Here is a 16812-nt window from a genome sequence, read left to right on the forward strand (position 1 = left end):
CTTATCCATGGGCACCTGTTAAGGTGCCCTTTTCTTTTTCTTCATCCCGGTTATCCGGAACCACACCTTTTGGGGAAAAGTTTTCCCTGGAGATCAGCGCGGCCGTTTCTTTTATCAACCTTACAGCCGATGCATCCTCGCTGGTCACATCCAGTCCCACATCAAGGGTAATCACCGCCCCGGCGGGCTTTCCATGGTAGTTAAAAAACGGTGCGGCCACGGCATTGATGCCGGGCAGTGTTTCGCCGATATCCGTCGCGTAACCTGATTGACGAACCTTTTTCAATTCCTTCAGATAGGTGGAGACATCCGTGATGGTATCCGGCGTGTAAGCGAACATTTCCTGACCCAGTAGCGGTGCGAGTTCCTCCTCCGGCAGAAATGCCAGGGTCGCTTTGGCGCCGGCGGCAGCATGCCAGGGCATGATATCGCCGACGGTACCGGCGAATCGCCAGACACGATCCCCATTGAGCACACAGAGTAAAACGCTCTGGTTGCCCGTCAGCAGCTCGAGGGTGACGGCATATCCGGTTTTTTGGCGCAGGGCTTCCATGTGAGGTAATGCTGTTTCAACAATCGATCGAGATCTCAGAGAATGGGTCAACGCGCTGCCCAGTTCAAGCACGGCAGTACCCAGCGATACTTTATGGGGGTCCCTGTCGCGCTGGAGAAATCCTTCCGAAATAAGGGATTGTACGCTGCGGTGGACCGTCGTACGATTGAAGCCAAGCCTTTTACTGATGTCCTGAACACTCAATGCTTGGTTATCATCGGCAAAACATTTTAGAATCTGCAGGGCCTTTTCGATGGCGTTGCTTTTTGCGTTTCCCATGTTAGTCTAAAGATTTCTCATCGCTCAGATAAACGAATCACTCCCAGGTTGACACTCTCGGATAAACACAGACCGATGACTCGCGTATCCCCATCGGCCTGGATACGAATCGTGTATTCACCGCTATCGGGCTTAAGGGCATCAAATTTGAAATCACCGAAAAAATCGGTTTTGCAGCGATCCAGTGGCCTGTCATCCTTCAAAAGCGTCACCTGGGCATCGGCCACCACGTCCTCGATGCCGTTTTTCACCGCAGCCACGCTACCGGCAATGTGCTCGCCTGAATAGCGGTAAAGATTCTTATACCAGATCCGCGGCCGGGTGCCAAACTCGGGGTGGAGCACCTCAAGTCCATGTTTGTCGGCCAGGTCCGTCATCTGATCATCGCTGATCTTCGCCGCCATGAGGCTTCCCGTGGCACAGACCGATACCGGCCGGGGCTCCTTCCAGCCTGCATCGAGCAGGTGGGCATCCCAGCACCACTTCTGGGGGATATCCTCCTTTTCGTTCCACCAGATGTGCCCGTAGGGGCAGGCATCCACCAAATGCCGCTGGCCTTTGGCCTTGACCGGATCGATGATCACGATTCCATCGGCGCGCTTGGTCACGGCCCCGTTTCTGGCGGCCTGCCTGCATGGCGCGTCATCGCACTGGTTGCAGGTGGTAAACAGATAGGCCACATCCATCAACGATCCGCTGCCGCGCTCGCGCGTATGGAGCTGAATCCAGTGATGGCCATGGTGCGGGCAGGGTCCGCTGTAGCCCGCAAAGGTATTTCCCACATATTCGTCAAGAATGGTCATGTAGCAGTTGTTGCAGTTCTCGCAACGGGCCACATCCACGATCAGGTTCCATTTTTTTTCTGCGTTTTCCATCAGGCCTCCTCCCACTTGCGGACGTCGATCAGACAGGAATTGCTGGCGGTCGAATGGGATTTTTTGATCATTGGCCGGCTCGGGGTAAGGATGTTTACGCACCCGCCCCGATCCGGGGACCGGCCCGGCTCGCCGATGGGCGCATAGACCGCCGACGATTCATAGGAATGCACCGTGCCGGCTGGAATGCGCTCAGTGAGGTATGCATATAGAATCACCGAACCGCGGTCATTATACGCCTCCACCAGATCACCGTGGACGATGCCGCGCGCCTTGGCATCCATGGGATTGAGGCGCACGATCCAGTAGTACCAGCCGTCCACCCGCACCCGGTGATCTTCGATATCGTTGAGCCAGCCGTCTTTGCCATCCTGCATGGTATGAAAACTGTAACGACTGTGGGGCGTAATCAGAAACAGCGGGTACTTTTTGTAAAGATCGCAGTGGTGCCCCTCCCAGGCCGGGATATATTTGGACATGACCGGCCGCTCGGGATCATCCGGGTCATAGGCGGAAAGGCTGGATGAGACAAACTCCAGTTTGCCGCTCTGGGTCCCAAGGCCGTGGCGAAAGGTATCGGCGTAGTCGGCCGGCAGGGGGCTGATTTCAGGTACATCCTTGGCACGGCCCTCGTAGTACCAGTTCCACGACACTGGATCACGTCGATTTTCCTCGGGGCTGGGCACTACGTAATAGCCCTTTTTGAGAAATTCGCGCCAGCTTGTCACCTGGGGCAGATCGGTGGCGTCGAAAAGCCGCTTGCACCAGTCCAGCTCGGTGCAGTTTTCCGTAAAATAACTGCCCAGCCCCAGCTTGGCGGCAATCATGGCGAAAATCGCGTAATCGGACTTGGATTCCCCTAAGGGGTCGATGCACTTGTGCTGGAGGGTGAGCACCCGGTGGTTCCACTGGGTGTAGCTGTGCTGGATGTAACCGCCGCTGTTGGCTGTCTCGCCGATGTCCCAACGCTCGAAGTTGGTGCAGGCCGGCAGCAGGATATCGGCGAACTGCGCCTCACCCTCCATCCAGATGGACTGGTTGACCACCATCTCCAGTTCCTCGCTGCGGTACATGTCCGCATAGCGGTTGGTCTGGCACATGGTGCCGAAATGGCTGCCCCCGTACTTCCAGTACAGCTTGACTTTTGAGTGGCCCGGCGACGGATAGTGGATGGGGAAAAACTGGCCCCGGATGGTGGAGGCATCCGTGGGATAGCCGGTGGTCCGGCCCTCCAGAATGGCCTGGGGAATCTGCAGGCGCGGCACGCTCTGCTTAACCGTATTGACGGTCATCAGCTGGGGCATGCGCTGATACATGTTGATCATCAGGCCCGTGCCGGCCAGATCGCCGGACAGTCCGCCCTCGGCATATCCGGGAAAGAAAAACCGTGTGTCCACCGGGGTGCCCTGCTGGAGGCAGCCCATGTTGACGCCGGGTTTGCCGATGCCCTGCATGGCCATGAGATAAACCATGCTGCGGGCCCATTCCACACCCGTGGCGCAGCGGCAGGCCGACCCGAACCCCTGGATGCCGCCGGCGGCCAGATACGTCCGGCACGTGCCCCACTGGCGGGCCAGGGCCCTGACCTCACGGGCCGGGACGGCTGACTCGCCTTCCTGCCATTCCGGCGTTTTGGGAATGCCGTCATCCTTGCCCAGCACATAATCGCGCCATGCCTCAAATCCGGTGGTGCGGTTTTCCACAAACCACCGATCGTAAAGGTCTTCCGTGATCCATACGTAGGCAATGGCCAGGGCCAGGGCATTGCCCGTGGCCGGCCGGGGGGCCAGCCATTTGCCGCCCATGAGTGCGGCGGTATGATTGTAAAAGGGATCGATATGCACGCAAGGAATGCCCAGTTCCTTGGCCCACATGCGCCGGACAGTGCCTTCCTGGGCGCCGTACACGCCCGAGGTGGCTTCCGGATCACTGGACCAGAAAACGATCAGCTCGGCATTTTTGAGCAGATCCTCCACGGTGGAATAAGTGTCCGGCGCACCGTTGCGGATTGAGTTGCCCCAGTGATGGGACGCGCCCCAGAACCAGCCTTCCCAGCTGTCCGGGTTGTGATCGATGTAAGTACAACCGATCATGTTGAAAAACCGGCGACGGGCCGACAGCCAGTACCCCAGGTTGCCCCAGGTGTGATGGGACCCGGAGCCGTTCATGATCGCCCCGGGGCCGTGTTCTTTCTTGACCCGCTTGATCTCATCGGCCACGATGGTGGCGGCCGCTTCCCAGGAAATGCGCTTGTACCCTGAAATCCCCCGGTTCTGGGGATTGCGCTCGCCATGGGGATCGAAATCGACCCGCTGCATGGGATAGAGCAGACGATCCTTGGAGTAGATGGTAGACTTAATGCCTGAGGTGTAGGAGGTGAGCGTTGTTTTACGCGGCGGTGTGAAGCGTTTGCCCCGCGCCTTGATGGTCCAGGGCGCGGCATCGGTCTCGTCAAATTCAATATGCGTAATACGCAGAATCTTGCCGTCCTTGACATAAACGAACACCGGACCGGCATTGGTATTGTTCACATAGCGCGTGGACCCGTCGGGCATGGGCAGGCCGACACGGGTATACTGCTGATCCAGCACCTCGGCCGTGATTTTGGAGAAATGCAGCAGGGCTTCGTCATTGCCGGCCGCCTCGGTGAGAAAATTCTTCGCCATGTGGATAAACTGCAGGCGCGTCTCACGGCCTGGAAACGGGGTCATCAGTTTAACCGCATCCCGGGCATTGTCGAACACCAAATCGCCGTCCGGCGCCTTATGAAAGCCGGATCTGGATTTGACCTTCCCTTTTTGAAAAGAGAACCACTGTCCCCACGATCGGTCCCGCAGCCGGATCTGCACAATGCAATCTTTCTCACCGATCAGCTTGCGGATTTTCCTGTTCTTGCCGGCAACAAGTTTCAATAGCCCACCGAGCAAAAAGAACATACCCTTCATTTTGGCCCGTGCTACGCGCTCAGAGAGTTGATGAGAATCTCGCATCGTTGCTCCTTAAATATATCTGCCATACTCCTTAGTAAAATCAAACCACGCCTTAATCAATTCCGGCTTGGTTTCATCGACCATGCCGCGCGGCGCCATGATAAAACCGCCGTCCTTGCCCACCACGTCGATCAGATCCTTGGCATAGGCCTTGACATCGTCCACCGTTCCGGTCTGCAAAAGGGAAAGCGGCATGAAACCGGACATGCACATGGTCTGCCCGAGCACCTCCTTGGCCTTGCGGTAGTCGGTGCGATCAAAGAGCCCCACGACCTTCCCCTTGGGCAGTTCGGTATAGTACTCAAGCCGCGAATCGTGAATGCCTTCGAAAAATGGATAGGGGGTCAATCCGGTATCGATGAGCGCCAGAAGGAGCTTTTTCAGGCTGGGCCAAAAAAAGCGTTTGAACTGCTCGTCGGACAGAAATCCGTCGGAGCCCTTGTGCAGCGGGATGAACACACCGGGATTGCCGGTGGTCTGGCATTGCCCGATGGCCAGATCGATGGTCAACTGGGTCACCTTGTCTACCGCTGCCAGCAGTTTGTCCGGCCGGCGGAACATGTCCATGAGAATTTCGCGCAGCCCGCGCATGGTGTCGCCGATAAAATCAAAAGGCGCCAGGGTGATGGCACCGCAGGAAAGCGGAAAGCCCTCTTCTTCCATGTCGGCAATAAACTGGGCTGCCCGACCTGCATGGGCCTGGACGCTGCGCGCGGCCTGGCAGAATTTTTCCATGGCGGTGATGATCTCATCGCTGACCATACCGGCGGTGACCGGAACCCCGTAGTATCCCAAGAGCAGCGCCGTTATGGGCGGCAGGTTACCCAGCGGTGCCAGCGCACCGTGAACTCTGGGCAGGTAGCGCGAGATGGTGAACCAGGTGGGATCATCAAGGAACATATCATATTCATCGCCCTTCAGGTACTCGCCCTCCACGAACTGAAAGGACTGGGTGATCGGCAGGTTTTTCTGCCCCGGCAGCACCACCTGCTTGCAGTCCAATGTCTCGAGGGCGTCGCCTGGCGTGTGAATGGCGTGGCCCGGATTGAAAAAGAAGTCCGGTTTAAAATCAATAAAGGTTTTTTTATAGGCAGCGAAAAGCTTGTCCCCGTCGTACATGGCATCCCGGCTGGTGATGCCGGCGTATTTGGCCGGGAAAAACCCCGCATCCTGAAACCAGATGGGCACCCGATCCGGAACCTTCAAGGCAATCACATCCGCGATCCGTTTTTTCCTCTCTACCAGCAGTTCCTGTTTCGATTTTTCCATGTGATGCTCCCCTTTGATCAGTATTGTGGAAATACAACAGTTCACTCGGCAGTGTATTATACCACCGCATAATGTTCATTATACGAACACAATGTGTGTTATTTGAACATATAGTCGGATTCACATGGCATGTCAATATGTTTTCAGTTCATTCAAGCGGGTTTGCAGGGGATGGAATGATCGAACATCAAACTTTGACGAGCTCATAAAAATTGCCTGACTCGTCATGCCGGGCTTGATCCGGCATCCAGAACAGATTCAACACACTGGATTCCGGCCAACATCGAAATGACGCCAAATTGGTATTTTCAACGCTTTATGGAACCGTCAATTTTGACCATGATAAAAACATGAACCGTTTGAGAATCTATTCGTATCTTTTTAGCCACATGCTGACGGATGATGAGTCAGTCCCATTTTTCACCAATTTTATAACCCTTAGGCGCAATTTCAGGCTTTTTTTGCGCCGCACAATTTTTGCCTGTTGACAAAACCATTGCCTCCCGTAATATAGCGTACGGCAATCGCAAAACTAAATATCGCACTGCAATATTTTATTTTAAATAATACAGAATCTTAACCTACGCGCGCATGCGAGAATCAACCTGAATGGAGCAATCTCATCAATCTAAGTGGTACACCAAAAGGCAAGGTCATCAGACCGGGGGAGGCAATAGATGGATATTTTTGCAGAATTATTAGAAGACTTTAATGCGATGGTTTGGAGATATTCTGCGTTTGGAATTAAAAAATGTGAAACACCAGGTTGTACCCAAAATGCCATATCAGGGAAAAAATTCTGCCTGAAATGCATCAGAGCCAATGCTGAGATTAAACAGATTGAGCTTTTTGAAGAAATATTAAAATCCCTGGAGAGAATTGAAACTGCATTAACACAAAATAGCATTTCCATGTCACCCGGGCAAACCAAGAAGATAAACAATGAAATTGAAACTCAGCAAAATGTATTTATCCCCAGCATTGAAATACCGGAAACAAAAATCAATGTTTTAAATGAGAAAAAAACGACGATCGTCAAAGATCTATCGAAACTTGCAAAACAGTTAAACAATTTCGATAAGGAGGACTGAAACATGAGTAATTTCTGTGGGCTCGATGTGGGAACAATGAACCTTGTTTCAGCAAAATTAAATAATGACGAGGCTGTCGATATCAAAAAATTAAGAAACATCTTTCTTGAGGTTGATAAAGACGCTGCTGAAATTATGGATCTTTCAGGAATCTCTCATACGGTAATCGATGACGCCATGTTTTTCATTGCTGAGGATGCTTACAACTTTGCGAACATATTAGGCAAAGAGGCAAGCCGGCCGATGAGCAACGGCATGATATCGACCAAAGAAATTGATTCGGTGGATATTCTTGCCGTGATGGTTAAGGAACTGATTGGAACATCAAACGGCGGCAGATGCTGTTATTCGATCCCGGCCGATCCAATCGACAACGAAATGAATGTCATCTATCACCAAAACGTTTTTGGCAGGATTATCAATGAACTTGGCTTTCAAGCGGAAGCGATTAATGAGGCCACCGCCATTGTTTACACTGAATGTGAGGAATCCAATTTCAGCGGTATCGGTATTTCTTTTGGTGCCGGCATGACAAATGTCGCCTTGGTGTATAAAGCGATTCCAACAACGGTTTTTTCAATCGCCAGAGGGGGAGACTGGATCGATTTAAACACCGCCAATTCCACAGGTTCCATTTCAAACCGGGTGACCCTGTTAAAAGAGAATAGTTTCAGCTTAAACAATCATCGATCAGGCAAAAAGAAGGATCGAAAAATCAAAGAAGCACTGGTGTATTATTATCATGATCTGATTAACTATACCATTAAATCCATCGTTCGTTCGCTTGAGAATACGGCCATCGAATTGCCTGAATCTCTGCCGGTGATCATATCCGGAGGCACTTCAATGGTTGACGGTTTTGTTGAGATGGTCCGTCAGGTGATCGAACAATATGAGTTTCCTTTTGAAGTATCGGAAATCAGGCATGCAGGCAACCCGCTGACCGCAGTTGCGGAGGGCTGTCTGATCAGGGCGTTGAAATATCAAAACTAAATAGGGTTTTCAAATCATTGGGCGAATATGGATCAAGGCGGTTGTCAACACCAAATCCTAACCTTAGGCAAACAAAATTCTAACATGCAAATGGTCTGCTTGAGAATTTAAGACCTCAATATTGCCAAAGACAAGGATACCGCCCCATGCCTCTATTTCGCGCAGTCAATCGAAAGCTTTTCAACAGCGTTCATGCCAATAATCTGATCTACAACACCTGTTGGGAAGATCCCCGCCTGGACCGGCAGGCGTTGCAGTTGACTTCCAAAGACCGCCTGCTGATGATTACCTCTGCGGGATGCAATGCACTGGACTATGCCCTGACCGGTCCTGCCCATATCCATGCGGTGGACGTCAATCCTCGCCAGAATGCCCTTTTGGAACTGAAACTGGCAGGCATCCGGACACTGAATTTTGACGATTTTTTTCAGTTTTTTGGAAAAGGGCATCATCCGGAATGCCGGGGACTTTACCATCGGCGACTGCGCGATGCCCTACCCCTCAAGGCACGCTCCTATTGGGATTGTCACCTGGACTATTTTGATGGGCAGGGGATACGCAAGTCCTTCTATTTCATGGGAACGGCCGGCTTTTGTGCCCATTTGATCAACCTTTATATCAACCATGTGGCCCAGTTACGCAGCCGCATCGATGCCTTGCTGGCATCCAAGACCCTCTCCAGCCAGCAAGATCTCTACTTCGATGAGGTTCACCAGACGTTCTGGAAACGCTGGGTGGCCTGGCTTGCCGGTCAGAACGGCACCATGTATCTCCTTGGCGTGCCCCAGCCCCAAATCGATCAGATCAAGCGGCACTATCAAAGCCTATCGGTATTCATCAAGGAGTGCCTGGACGCGGTTTTCGGCTACTTGCCACTGGCGGACAACTACTTCTGGCGGGTCTATCTGACGGGGCGTTATACACGCAGTTGCTGCCCGGAATACCTTGTGCCCGAGAATTTCAACAGGCTTAAATCCGGTCTGGTGGATCGGATCTCCACCCATACCTGCAGCGTGACCGAATTTCTCAACCAGAACCCGGAACCCATTTCCCGCTTTGTCCTGCTGGACCACATGGATTGGCTGAGTACGTTCGGACATCAGCTCCTTCAGGAGGAGTGGCAGGCCATTGTGGATCACGCCACACCCGATTCGCGGATTATCTGGCGCAGCGGAGGGATCAATATTTGCTATGTGGATCCCGTGGAGGTTCGCCTGAAGGGAAGCCGCTGGCGAGTGGGGGATTTGCTCAGCTATCGCATGGAACTTGCCGCCGAGCTGCATAAACGCGACCGGGTCCATACCTATGGCAGTTTTTATATCGCTGACCTCAAGGCCGCTTAGAGGAATTTTCATGACAGTCATCCAGGACCTTTACATCCTCTACCGCATAGTACTGGCGCCCATCCGGGGCACGACTCACGCCCAGCGGCTGGAATCATTCTACGGAGCCCAGGCCCAAGGCTATGATGACTTTCGCCGGCGCCTGCTGCAAGGGCGCCGGGAATTGATCGACGAACTGAATTTCTCACGTGGGGAGATCTGGTTGGATATGGGAGCCGGCACCGGGGCCAACCTGGACTTTGCTGCTCACCGCGTGCCGGATCTTGGACAGGTCTATCTGGTGGACCTGTGCCCCTCCTTGTTAGCCATCGCAAAAAAGCGCATCGCCAACCACCACTGGTCCAATGTGGAGACCATCCAGGCCGACGCAGCCACGTTCAAGCCTCCCCGTCAAGCCGATGTGATTACCTTTTCCTACTCCCTGACCATGATCCCCAACTGGATCCAGGCCCTGATCAACGCACGTGCCCTGCTCAAACCCGGGGGCCGCATCGGGGTGGTGGATTTTTATGTATCGCCAAAGCACCCCGCTGCCGGGCGGGTGCGGCATAACTGGTGGATGCGCCATTTCTGGCCCATCTGGTTCGAAACCGACAATGTCCACCCTTCCCCGGATCACCTGCCTTTTCTCAGCGACACGTTCAAGCCCCAAACAATCGTCGAATCCACGGCCAAGATCCCCTATTTACCGGGAATACGCGTGCCCTATTACCGGTTTATCGGTCGCTGACCGCGCAACGCGTAGGGGCGGACCTGTGTGTCCGCCCTTCTGTGTGTCCGCCCTCCTGTGTGTCCGCCCTCCCAATAATAATTAAAACGGATGCAATAATGGTTTGCGAAAAAAATGGCGAATCCCGTGAAATGGGGCGGACGCATTTTCGGGGCGATGGGGTGGGTATATTGATGGGGCGGACATATTTATAGGGCGGACACATTAACAAGGGCGGACACATAGGTCCGCCCCTACGCCACCACCACCACCACCACCACGACTGCCGGATGGGCTGGTTGTGCGATGGTAACAAATCAATGGCATCCAATGAATATATCCCAAAAATGGCCGAATGGTATTTCAAAAACAATCCCCGGCAGCACCGGGAAAATATGGATGGTACCAAATGATCAAACAGAACCCAAAATTCATCAATTGCACCGTCGTAGGGGCGGACCTATGTGTCCGCCCGATGCATGACCTATGTGTCCGCCCGATGCATGACCTGCGAGTCCGCCCGATGTTATCCGCCAGCGTATAAATGGATGAAATCCGATGATCAAAAATAAACCGGACATCCCTCACCGTCGATCCATCCGGTTGAAAGGACATGATTATTCCCAAAAGGGGTATTATTTCGTCACCATCTGTACCCAAAATAAAATTTGTCTGTTCGGTCAGGTGGAAAACGATGACCACCAATGCATATATCCGCGGCGTTAAAAAAAACGACTGGCCACCGTTTCCGGGAAAACTATGGCAACGTAACTACTGGGAACGCATCGTGCGCAATGATAATGAATTACAGAAAATTCGAAATTATATCATCCACAACCCGCGGAACTGGTTAAATAACCAATTAAAAGGCGGGATTGGTTAAAAACGATCTCCCAGCACCGCAACCCCTGATTGCCGATCTTTTTCGGCGGATTGAAATGGTGGAAACCTGTGGCCGCGGCATACCGTTGATTCTTAAATTCGCACCGGATGAGGGTTTTCGTGAAATCGGCAACATGTTTATTGTATCTTTCCCCCGGCCATCTTTTGGGGAACTGAAATTAGATCAACTGGTTATGAAGATTAATTTCTGCAAGCGGGCACTGGTGGTTTCAGGAAAAGCGGAAAAATCTAAATCGATGGCACTTTACACGCCCTAAACAGCTTCCGTCTTAATTGCCAAACCGCTCTTTTATCTCACGCCAAGCCGCGAAGAACGCGAAGGGGTGTTTTCAAAGTAGTTTTTTTCTTTGCGGCTTCGCGTCTTTGCATGTAAGCGCTGGCGAATAGTGTAACGCCAATGTTCGCAAAATAATAATTATAGCGGGGTCACCAAGCTGGATGCCCAATTGGCGTGGGTTTATGTAAAAAACAGGCCCATTTTTCGACCTTAAACCGATGTTTTTGGAGTCCAAAAAGAGCGATTTAAGGAGCGATTTAAGGGATCATCCCGACGCGATGGATATCACCAATAGTCACAATTTTCGATTTTGTGCCCTCAACTACCCTTCTCTCTGAGGAAAGTGATCGAAACCAGCCCCAACGGAAATAATCGGAAGCTAACCGTCCACCGCTCAGCCCATCTGATCGGCGGTAATTGCATTGAGATCACCTGGCAAGGAAATCGGTTGATCCTGGATGCCGGCAGTCCATTGGACGAACCGGAGACTGATGCAGATGTTGTCCCAACATCTCTGGATGTTTCCCGCTCGGTGGACGGTGTAATCGTTTCCCATCCGCACCAGGATCACTACGGATTACTGCAGGCACTGCCCGCCAACTGGCCCGTATGGTGCGGCAAACCCACCGAAGCGCTGATGCGGTTGACCACCGCCCTGATGGGTGACCGTCTGCCACAGCAGATCCACACCTTTACCAGTTTCCAGTCCTTTGATATCGGGCCGTTTAAGGTCACCCCTTTTTTAACCGATCATTCCGCCTTTGATGCCCACATGATCCTGGTCCAGGTGGCGGGCCGAACAATCCTTTAATCTGGTGATTTTCGGCGCACTGGCCGAAAATCCGTGCTTGTTGACCGGATGCTGGCATCTCCTCCACGCAAGGTGGACGTGCTCCTGCTCGAAGGCACGACACTGGGTCGTGAAGAAAGTTTTCCAACCGAAAGCGACCTGGAAAGTCGGTTCAATGCTAAGGTTCTCTTACCTTGATGGCAGTATTTTTTTTGCAACTTTTATCAGTTTTTTATTAAATGTAGCAAACGCCTCTGCGTCTTTTGACTGGGCCAGATGGAGGGCATCGGCAAAATCCATTCCGTTTTGATGCCATTCGATGGCGTTGGAAATTACAAGCGGATCTTCTAATTCGACATTCGGCAATCCAAATAACGATTGGAACGCCTTTGTTATTTCAGGTTGTTTGAAGTGGTAGGCATATCGTAAACCCCATTCACATTCGAAAACTACAGTTGATGTGACAAGCACACTTTCTCGGGAAAACAGCGCTTTGGATTTCTCAAATTGTTCCTGATCATCACCGGTCAGTAAACGGACAATGACGTTGGTGGCCACTGAGATCATTCTTTTTGCTCCTAAACGCCCTTTTTAATCGCCGCTTCCATCTGGTCAAGAGAAACCGGCTTGCCTGAATGCTTCAATATCCCAGCAACCTGATCGAGTTCGGTATGTTCAAAAGGGCGTGAGGGCTTTAATAGAATACCGTTGCCCGTATCGATTACGTTCAGTATTTGGCCGGCACTCCAATTATATCGATTCCTTAGTATTTTCGGAATTATAACTTGCCCTTTGCTTGATAGTTTGGTTGTTTGCATGGCAACCTCAAAATAAAAGTAAGATTTAAGTAAGACTGTAAATTGTGGTTTGGAAAATATCAATAAAAAGTGGGTGCTTATAGGCGGTTTGACATCCCAGTAACAAAGCAATACTTTTGTTGGTATTACAACTATTCCGGAGGACAAAACAAGCGTGTGACAACCAAAGGGCAGGTCACCATTCCACGCGCAATTCGCGAAAAGCTTGGGATCGTACCGTCAACAGAGGTCGATTTCGTTGAAGAAAATGGTCGGGTCTACCTGGTGAAAAAGGCGGGGCCGGCGACTCGAAAACACACTTTTTCCAAGCTTCGCGGCGTGGCCACGGTAAACATGACCACCGATGAGATTATGGCGCTAACCCGGGGGGATGGATGAGCGGAATCTTCGTCGATTCCAATGTTATCCTGGACCTGTTTCTGGATGATCCGAAATGGGCGCAGTGGTCAGAAACCACACTTGAGCATTACGCCCGTCATGGTCGCTTGTACATCAATCCGGTCGTCTACAGTGAGATATCGATCGGGTTTGAGCGGATCGAGGATCTGGAGCAAGCCGTTGGCACGGCCGGATTCCAGATGGTGCCGATCCTCAGTGAAGCCTTGTTTCTGGCAGGTAAGGTTTTCATGACATCCCGCAAGCGCAGCGGCAGAAAAACATCACCTCTCCCCGATTTTTTCATTGGCGCCCAGGCCGCCGTCCTCACTCTCCCTCTGATGACACGGGACGTGGCCAGATACCGGACCTATTTTCCTAGTTTGAGACTGATTCATCCTTAAAAAGCCGAACAAGAGCGATTAGATATAGGGACTTCCTTCGTCAGCGTCGTCTGCCTCAATGGGCAAAAGACGCCCCGGAAGCCAGAAAGGTAAGAGCCCTTGGGAGAGAGGCGTCAGGTTCGCCCACTCAGAGGGATAGCTCCCCCTACACTCCGTGGCTGGAGCACGCGGACCCGGCAGTGGTGGCCAATACCCTGATTTGCCTGATCCACCAGGCCAACTATCTGCTGGACCGCCAGATCGCAGTGCTGGAGCGGGCTATCATCGAAAAAGGCGGTTACCGTGAGCAGCTCACAGCCGCCCGCCTGGCCGAGCGGGGGAAGGGAAAACACGTTTCGGGGACGGATAATAAAGGCCGGACCAATCCGCCCTCACCGTGTTGTCCGCGCTGCGGCAACCCCATGATCCTGCGAACCGCCCGCCGTGGGAGAGCTCCGGGCGCTTCTTTCTGGGGGTGCACCGGCTATCCGGACTGTACCGGCACTCGCCCTCTGGAAAAAAAAAAATCCAATCCGCCAGACCGGTCTGATAAAACGATCTACTGGAAAGATTTAAAATTCTCTTTTTGTTGTCTTGTTAATTTCATCTGTCAACCTTTGGATTACCCCCAGCGCTGTTTATATAATTCCATCAAATCATCATCATTACGTTCGACAAGCGCTGCTTTTACCCGTTCACTCAGCTTTTTGTCAGTATGATAGATTGCCAGTTCTTTGACGACAAACCGGGCACTTGTCAGGCCCTCCTCCGCAATCACGTCAAGCAACCAGGCAACGGCATTTTCACTGCGATGCAAGATGGCTCCCAGCAATAAAGCATTGTCCTGCTCTCGCTTAAATGGTTCATTATTCCAGGCTGAACGCAGCATTTCCAGGGCCTCATCAAGTTTCGATGCACCCAGTGCAAAAGCCACTGCTTGGCGCAGGTTTGGATCACCTGAGGAATCCAGATAACTTGAGACAAACGCTTTCGATGCGTGTGGAGAGATCTTAAGCAAGGCACTCAATGCCTCAGCGGTAACGTCAGGCTCAGCGTCTCCTGCGATGGCTTTGGAACGTAGCACCGCCTCTGCCGCCAGTGGTTGAGTAAAGGCGATTGCACGAATCGCCCCTTTACGAACATGCGGATTATGATCGTGAAGCAGTGCTACAATTTCAATCAACGCCCGAGAATATGATGTATTCACCAGCCCCATGGCACAACTCACACGCAAATCAATGGCGGTGTCTTCGGACCCTCCCCATACCGGCTCATACTGATGGTATGCTAACCCGGCAATGAAAAAATCGACGTCCTGACTGTCCAATGCAACCAAGGCACGGGCTATCGCACCCTTGGCCGTGCAGTTGGGGTCATTCTTGACAGGCTTTTTGAGAAATCGTTGATAGGCCTTCAGCAGGTCGGCTTCCAAATCGTAGATCAGCCGTTCTTCACAGGATTCCGCAGCCTGTTTAACCATCAAGCAGTTGCGGTCTTTCAGTGCCTTTTTTACCGTCGCCTGGACCTTCACCGGATCGGTGTTGGTGCATTCTAAATGAAACGCTTTGATGCGTTCTTTGATTGCGTTGGTTTTGTGTGGCATGTTCAACTCATTTTATACTTTTGATAACCTTCTAACAGCAAAGAAAATCAAACGGGTTGCATCCATCACCATTGCGGCTGCAAAGAACGCAGAAAGGTGACTTCCCTGCGGTATTTTGAAATTGTGGGACGATGCGGCTGAAGCGGATTTTCCGGTGATGCCGCCATGGGCAGCAAAGCCTCATGGTGAAAACCACATCGCTCAATGCTCATGTTGAAGGCGGTGAGCATCAGTGCCTCGAGATTAATGGCATCCTGAAGATTATACGCCAGAAGCGTTTCAAGGGCACGCTCATCGCGATTGCGCAGATAGGCCTTCCACAGCACCACGGCAAAAAGCCCGTCAATGTCCTCCAGATCACCGCGGTCCATTCCCAACTGCATCTCACAACGTTTCAGGCCGCCTTTGAAGCCCAGCGCGGCCAGCACATAGCGCAGGTCGATGTGCGCCTGATCCAGCCGGCAGCCCAGCACCCGCTCGATCACCGGCACGTCGAAGCACTTGCCGTTGTATGTCACCAGCAGCTTGTAACCACTGATGTCGCCGGCAAAGTCATCCAAATTTTTCCCATTCACATAGGTGGCCATGGTCGACTCGTCGTATACGGCAATGGTGGAAATCGTACAATCCGCCTCCAGCCCTGTTGTTTCGATATCCAAGTAGGCCGTTTGGTCACGGAATTCGTCGAACAACCGCCAGTGTTGCCCGGCCGGCAGGCGATTGGCAAAAAAATTAGCATTATGAGAGGCCAGCTGACGCTTTGATTCGTGCAGTTCTTCGGCAATGTGCGCCCGCCTGGCAGGTGGCAGCTTCAGCGGCATTCCATTAAAAAATGTCGCCCAGTCTTTAACGCCGGCGGCCCAGAAGCCCTGTTCCGTTTTCGGCCCGACCCCAGGGATGTGGATAAAGGTATTTTGAAGCATGGTTGGTTTTCTTCTGGTTTCTTTTAGCAGGGATTCGATATTTAATATTTCTCTGCTCATAATTGGATGGATACCCAGCCATTATCATTAAGGGACAAACCAATGATACCTGGCCTATGACGAAGGATAAGGCTTAAAAATTTACTCGTTTTGACAAGTTTCTTCTTCATCGTTTCAAAATTTGTGAAGGTCTTAACATGTATCGATTCGGAACATCAAATATGATGGACTCAGCAATACAGGTTTCTATCAATAAATTAGCAATTTTTGAATGGACAATAGCATAGCATCAAAAATATGCGAATCTTTTCCAGCATTACCCCGCTCCACCCCCAGGGTGACCGCATTTGACACCTGATATGAGAAAGCGATGTCGCAGGCATGGCCGGCTCCCACATAAAGAAGCGGACAAATAATTAAATTACGAATTGTTGTAAGAGCGAGCCATGCCCGCGAAAAAGACAAATCGATGCAAATGCGGTCTCCCTGACTCTGTCCCAAGCGGTCGTTGACATCATAAAACTGCTATGGTACTGCCCCGGAATCCTGTAAGGGCGCAGGAAAAAAATAATTCCAACAGATTGCGCCGGATAGCGTGTGCATCTACAGGGCCTACACACCGGTGCAAATCACGCATA

The 16812-nt window shown here is 51.9% G+C and carries 19 protein-coding genes; 10 read left to right on the forward strand and 9 right to left on the reverse strand.

Annotated elements, in window-relative coordinates; all coding sequences use genetic code 11:
- Position 1: 1 nt before the first annotated feature.
- The 4 genes from Dvar_RS41585 to Dvar_RS41600 are packed head-to-tail and all read right to left on the reverse strand — an operon-like array spanning position 2 to position 5966.
- Positions 2 to 832: an IclR family transcriptional regulator gene (locus Dvar_RS41585; protein ID WP_419659354.1), complete on the reverse strand. Its 831-nt coding sequence runs from the start codon at positions 830 to 832 to the stop codon at positions 2 to 4.
- Positions 833 to 849: 17 nt separating this feature from the next.
- On the reverse strand, positions 850 to 1707 hold the full coding sequence (locus Dvar_RS41590) for a 4Fe-4S dicluster domain-containing protein (protein WP_419659355.1): 858 nt from the start codon (positions 1705 to 1707) through the stop codon (positions 850 to 852).
- Positions 1707 to 4697: a molybdopterin-dependent oxidoreductase gene (locus tag Dvar_RS41595; RefSeq protein WP_419659356.1), complete on the reverse strand. Its 2991-nt coding sequence runs from the start codon at positions 4695 to 4697 to the stop codon at positions 1707 to 1709. The genes Dvar_RS41590 and Dvar_RS41595 overlap by 1 nt, the downstream gene beginning before the upstream one ends.
- Positions 4698 to 4706: 9 nt before the next feature.
- Complete coding sequence (locus Dvar_RS41600; RefSeq protein WP_419659357.1) at positions 4707 to 5966, reverse strand: uroporphyrinogen decarboxylase family protein; 1260 nt, start codon at positions 5964 to 5966, stop codon at positions 4707 to 4709.
- A 677-nt stretch (positions 5967 to 6643) separates the two neighbouring features.
- On the opposite strand from Dvar_RS41600, the gene Dvar_RS41605 reads away from it, so the two are divergent.
- From Dvar_RS41605 to Dvar_RS41635, 7 genes are all read left to right on the forward strand, one after another.
- Complete coding sequence (locus Dvar_RS41605; protein ID WP_419659358.1) at positions 6644 to 7057, forward strand: hypothetical protein; 414 nt, start codon at positions 6644 to 6646, stop codon at positions 7055 to 7057.
- 27 nt (positions 7058 to 7084) lie between these two features.
- Entirely contained in the window at positions 7085 to 8050 is a 966-nt protein-coding gene (locus Dvar_RS41610) for a hypothetical protein (protein WP_419659359.1), read from the forward strand.
- Positions 8051 to 8196: 146 nt separating this feature from the next.
- Complete coding sequence (locus Dvar_RS41615; protein ID WP_419659360.1) at positions 8197 to 9393, forward strand: DUF3419 family protein; 1197 nt, start codon at positions 8197 to 8199, stop codon at positions 9391 to 9393.
- Between the two features lie 10 nt (positions 9394 to 9403).
- Complete coding sequence (locus tag Dvar_RS41620; protein WP_419659361.1) at positions 9404 to 10123, forward strand: class I SAM-dependent methyltransferase; 720 nt, start codon at positions 9404 to 9406, stop codon at positions 10121 to 10123.
- A gap of 673 nt (positions 10124 to 10796) precedes the next feature.
- Positions 10797 to 10985, forward strand: a complete 189-nt coding sequence (locus Dvar_RS41625) for a hypothetical protein (protein WP_419659362.1) — start codon at positions 10797 to 10799, stop codon at positions 10983 to 10985.
- 55 nt (positions 10986 to 11040) lie between these two features.
- The gene (locus Dvar_RS41630) at positions 11041 to 11262 is read left to right on the forward strand and encodes a hypothetical protein (RefSeq protein WP_419659363.1); all 222 of its coding nucleotides are present in this window, start codon (positions 11041 to 11043) and stop codon (positions 11260 to 11262) included.
- Positions 11263 to 11625: 363 nt separating this feature from the next.
- A complete protein-coding gene (locus Dvar_RS41635; protein WP_419659364.1) occupies positions 11626 to 12093 on the forward strand; it encodes an MBL fold metallo-hydrolase in 468 nt (155 codons plus the stop codon).
- 168 nt (positions 12094 to 12261) lie between these two features.
- Here Dvar_RS41635 and Dvar_RS41640 read toward each other — a convergent pair whose 3' ends face one another.
- A complete protein-coding gene (locus Dvar_RS41640; RefSeq protein WP_419659365.1) occupies positions 12262 to 12639 on the reverse strand; it encodes a type II toxin-antitoxin system VapC family toxin in 378 nt (125 codons plus the stop codon).
- Between the two features lie 11 nt (positions 12640 to 12650).
- Entirely contained in the window at positions 12651 to 12890 is a 240-nt protein-coding gene (locus Dvar_RS41645) for an AbrB/MazE/SpoVT family DNA-binding domain-containing protein (RefSeq protein WP_419659366.1), read from the reverse strand.
- Positions 12891 to 13046: 156 nt separating this feature from the next.
- On the opposite strand from Dvar_RS41645, the gene Dvar_RS41650 reads away from it, so the two are divergent.
- The 3 genes from Dvar_RS41650 (at position 13047) to Dvar_RS41660 (ending at position 14367) form a co-directional block, all read left to right on the forward strand.
- On the forward strand, positions 13047 to 13268 hold the full coding sequence (locus tag Dvar_RS41650; RefSeq protein ID WP_419659367.1) for an AbrB/MazE/SpoVT family DNA-binding domain-containing protein: 222 nt from the start codon (positions 13047 to 13049) through the stop codon (positions 13266 to 13268).
- A complete protein-coding gene (locus tag Dvar_RS41655; RefSeq protein WP_419659368.1) occupies positions 13265 to 13669 on the forward strand; it encodes a type II toxin-antitoxin system VapC family toxin in 405 nt (134 codons plus the stop codon). Before Dvar_RS41650 ends, Dvar_RS41655 begins: the two co-directional genes overlap by 4 nt.
- Positions 13670 to 13851: 182 nt before the next feature.
- Positions 13852 to 14367 (forward strand): four helix bundle suffix domain-containing protein, encoded by a 516-nt coding sequence (locus Dvar_RS41660; protein ID WP_419659369.1) that lies wholly within the window; start codon positions 13852 to 13854, stop codon positions 14365 to 14367.
- Here Dvar_RS41660 and Dvar_RS41665 read toward each other — a convergent pair.
- The 3 genes from Dvar_RS41665 to Dvar_RS41675 form a co-directional block, all read right to left on the reverse strand.
- A complete protein-coding gene (locus Dvar_RS41665; protein ID WP_419659370.1) occupies positions 14271 to 15251 on the reverse strand; it encodes a HEAT repeat domain-containing protein in 981 nt (326 codons plus the stop codon). The two genes, Dvar_RS41660 and Dvar_RS41665, sit on opposite strands and share 97 nt — an antisense overlap.
- 65 nt (positions 15252 to 15316) lie before the next feature.
- Positions 15317 to 16174, reverse strand: a complete 858-nt coding sequence (locus Dvar_RS41670) for a ribonuclease H-like domain-containing protein (protein ID WP_419659371.1) — start codon at positions 16172 to 16174, stop codon at positions 15317 to 15319.
- Between the two features lie 56 nt (positions 16175 to 16230).
- Complete coding sequence (locus Dvar_RS41675; RefSeq protein WP_419659372.1) at positions 16231 to 16344, reverse strand: RNA 2'-phosphotransferase; 114 nt, start codon at positions 16342 to 16344, stop codon at positions 16231 to 16233.
- Positions 16345 to 16812: the final 468 nt, after the last annotated feature.

Origin of the sequence: Desulfosarcina variabilis str. Montpellier (assembly GCF_048565275.1) — a bacterium.
Lineage (GTDB): Bacteria > Desulfobacterota > Desulfobacteria > Desulfobacterales > Desulfosarcinaceae > Desulfosarcina > Desulfosarcina variabilis.

Bases quoted from the DNA above. Each gene is read 5' to 3' on its own strand.
- Dvar_RS41615 (WP_419659360.1), top strand. From the start codon at position 8,197: ATGCCTCTATTTCGCGCAGTCAATCGAAAGCTTTTCAACAGCGTTCAT.
- Dvar_RS41595 (WP_419659356.1), bottom strand. From the start codon at position 4,697: ATGCGAGATTCTCATCAACTCTCTGAGCGCGTAGCACGGGCCAAAATG.
- Dvar_RS41640 (WP_419659365.1), bottom strand. From the start codon at position 12,639: ATGATCTCAGTGGCCACCAACGTCATTGTCCGTTTACTGACCGGTGAT.
- Dvar_RS41665 (WP_419659370.1), bottom strand. From the start codon at position 15,251: ATGCCACACAAAACCAACGCAATCAAAGAACGCATCAAAGCGTTTCAT.
- Dvar_RS41625 (WP_419659362.1), top strand. From the start codon at position 10,797: ATGACCACCAATGCATATATCCGCGGCGTTAAAAAAAACGACTGGCCA.
- Dvar_RS41630 (WP_419659363.1), top strand. From the start codon at position 11,041: ATGGTGGAAACCTGTGGCCGCGGCATACCGTTGATTCTTAAATTCGCA.
- Dvar_RS41675 (WP_419659372.1), bottom strand. From the start codon at position 16,344: ATGAAGAAGAAACTTGTCAAAACGAGTAAATTTTTAAGCCTTATCCTT.
- Dvar_RS41600 (WP_419659357.1), bottom strand. From the start codon at position 5,966: ATGGAAAAATCGAAACAGGAACTGCTGGTAGAGAGGAAAAAACGGATC.
- Dvar_RS41670 (WP_419659371.1), bottom strand. From the start codon at position 16,174: ATGCTTCAAAATACCTTTATCCACATCCCTGGGGTCGGGCCGAAAACG.
- Dvar_RS41645 (WP_419659366.1), bottom strand. From the start codon at position 12,890: ATGCAAACAACCAAACTATCAAGCAAAGGGCAAGTTATAATTCCGAAA.
- Dvar_RS41655 (WP_419659368.1), top strand. From the start codon at position 13,265: ATGAGCGGAATCTTCGTCGATTCCAATGTTATCCTGGACCTGTTTCTG.
- Dvar_RS41590 (WP_419659355.1), bottom strand. From the start codon at position 1,707: ATGGAAAACGCAGAAAAAAAATGGAACCTGATCGTGGATGTGGCCCGT.
- Dvar_RS41605 (WP_419659358.1), top strand. From the start codon at position 6,644: ATGGATATTTTTGCAGAATTATTAGAAGACTTTAATGCGATGGTTTGG.
- Dvar_RS41620 (WP_419659361.1), top strand. From the start codon at position 9,404: ATGACAGTCATCCAGGACCTTTACATCCTCTACCGCATAGTACTGGCG.
- Dvar_RS41585 (WP_419659354.1), bottom strand. From the start codon at position 832: ATGGGAAACGCAAAAAGCAACGCCATCGAAAAGGCCCTGCAGATTCTA.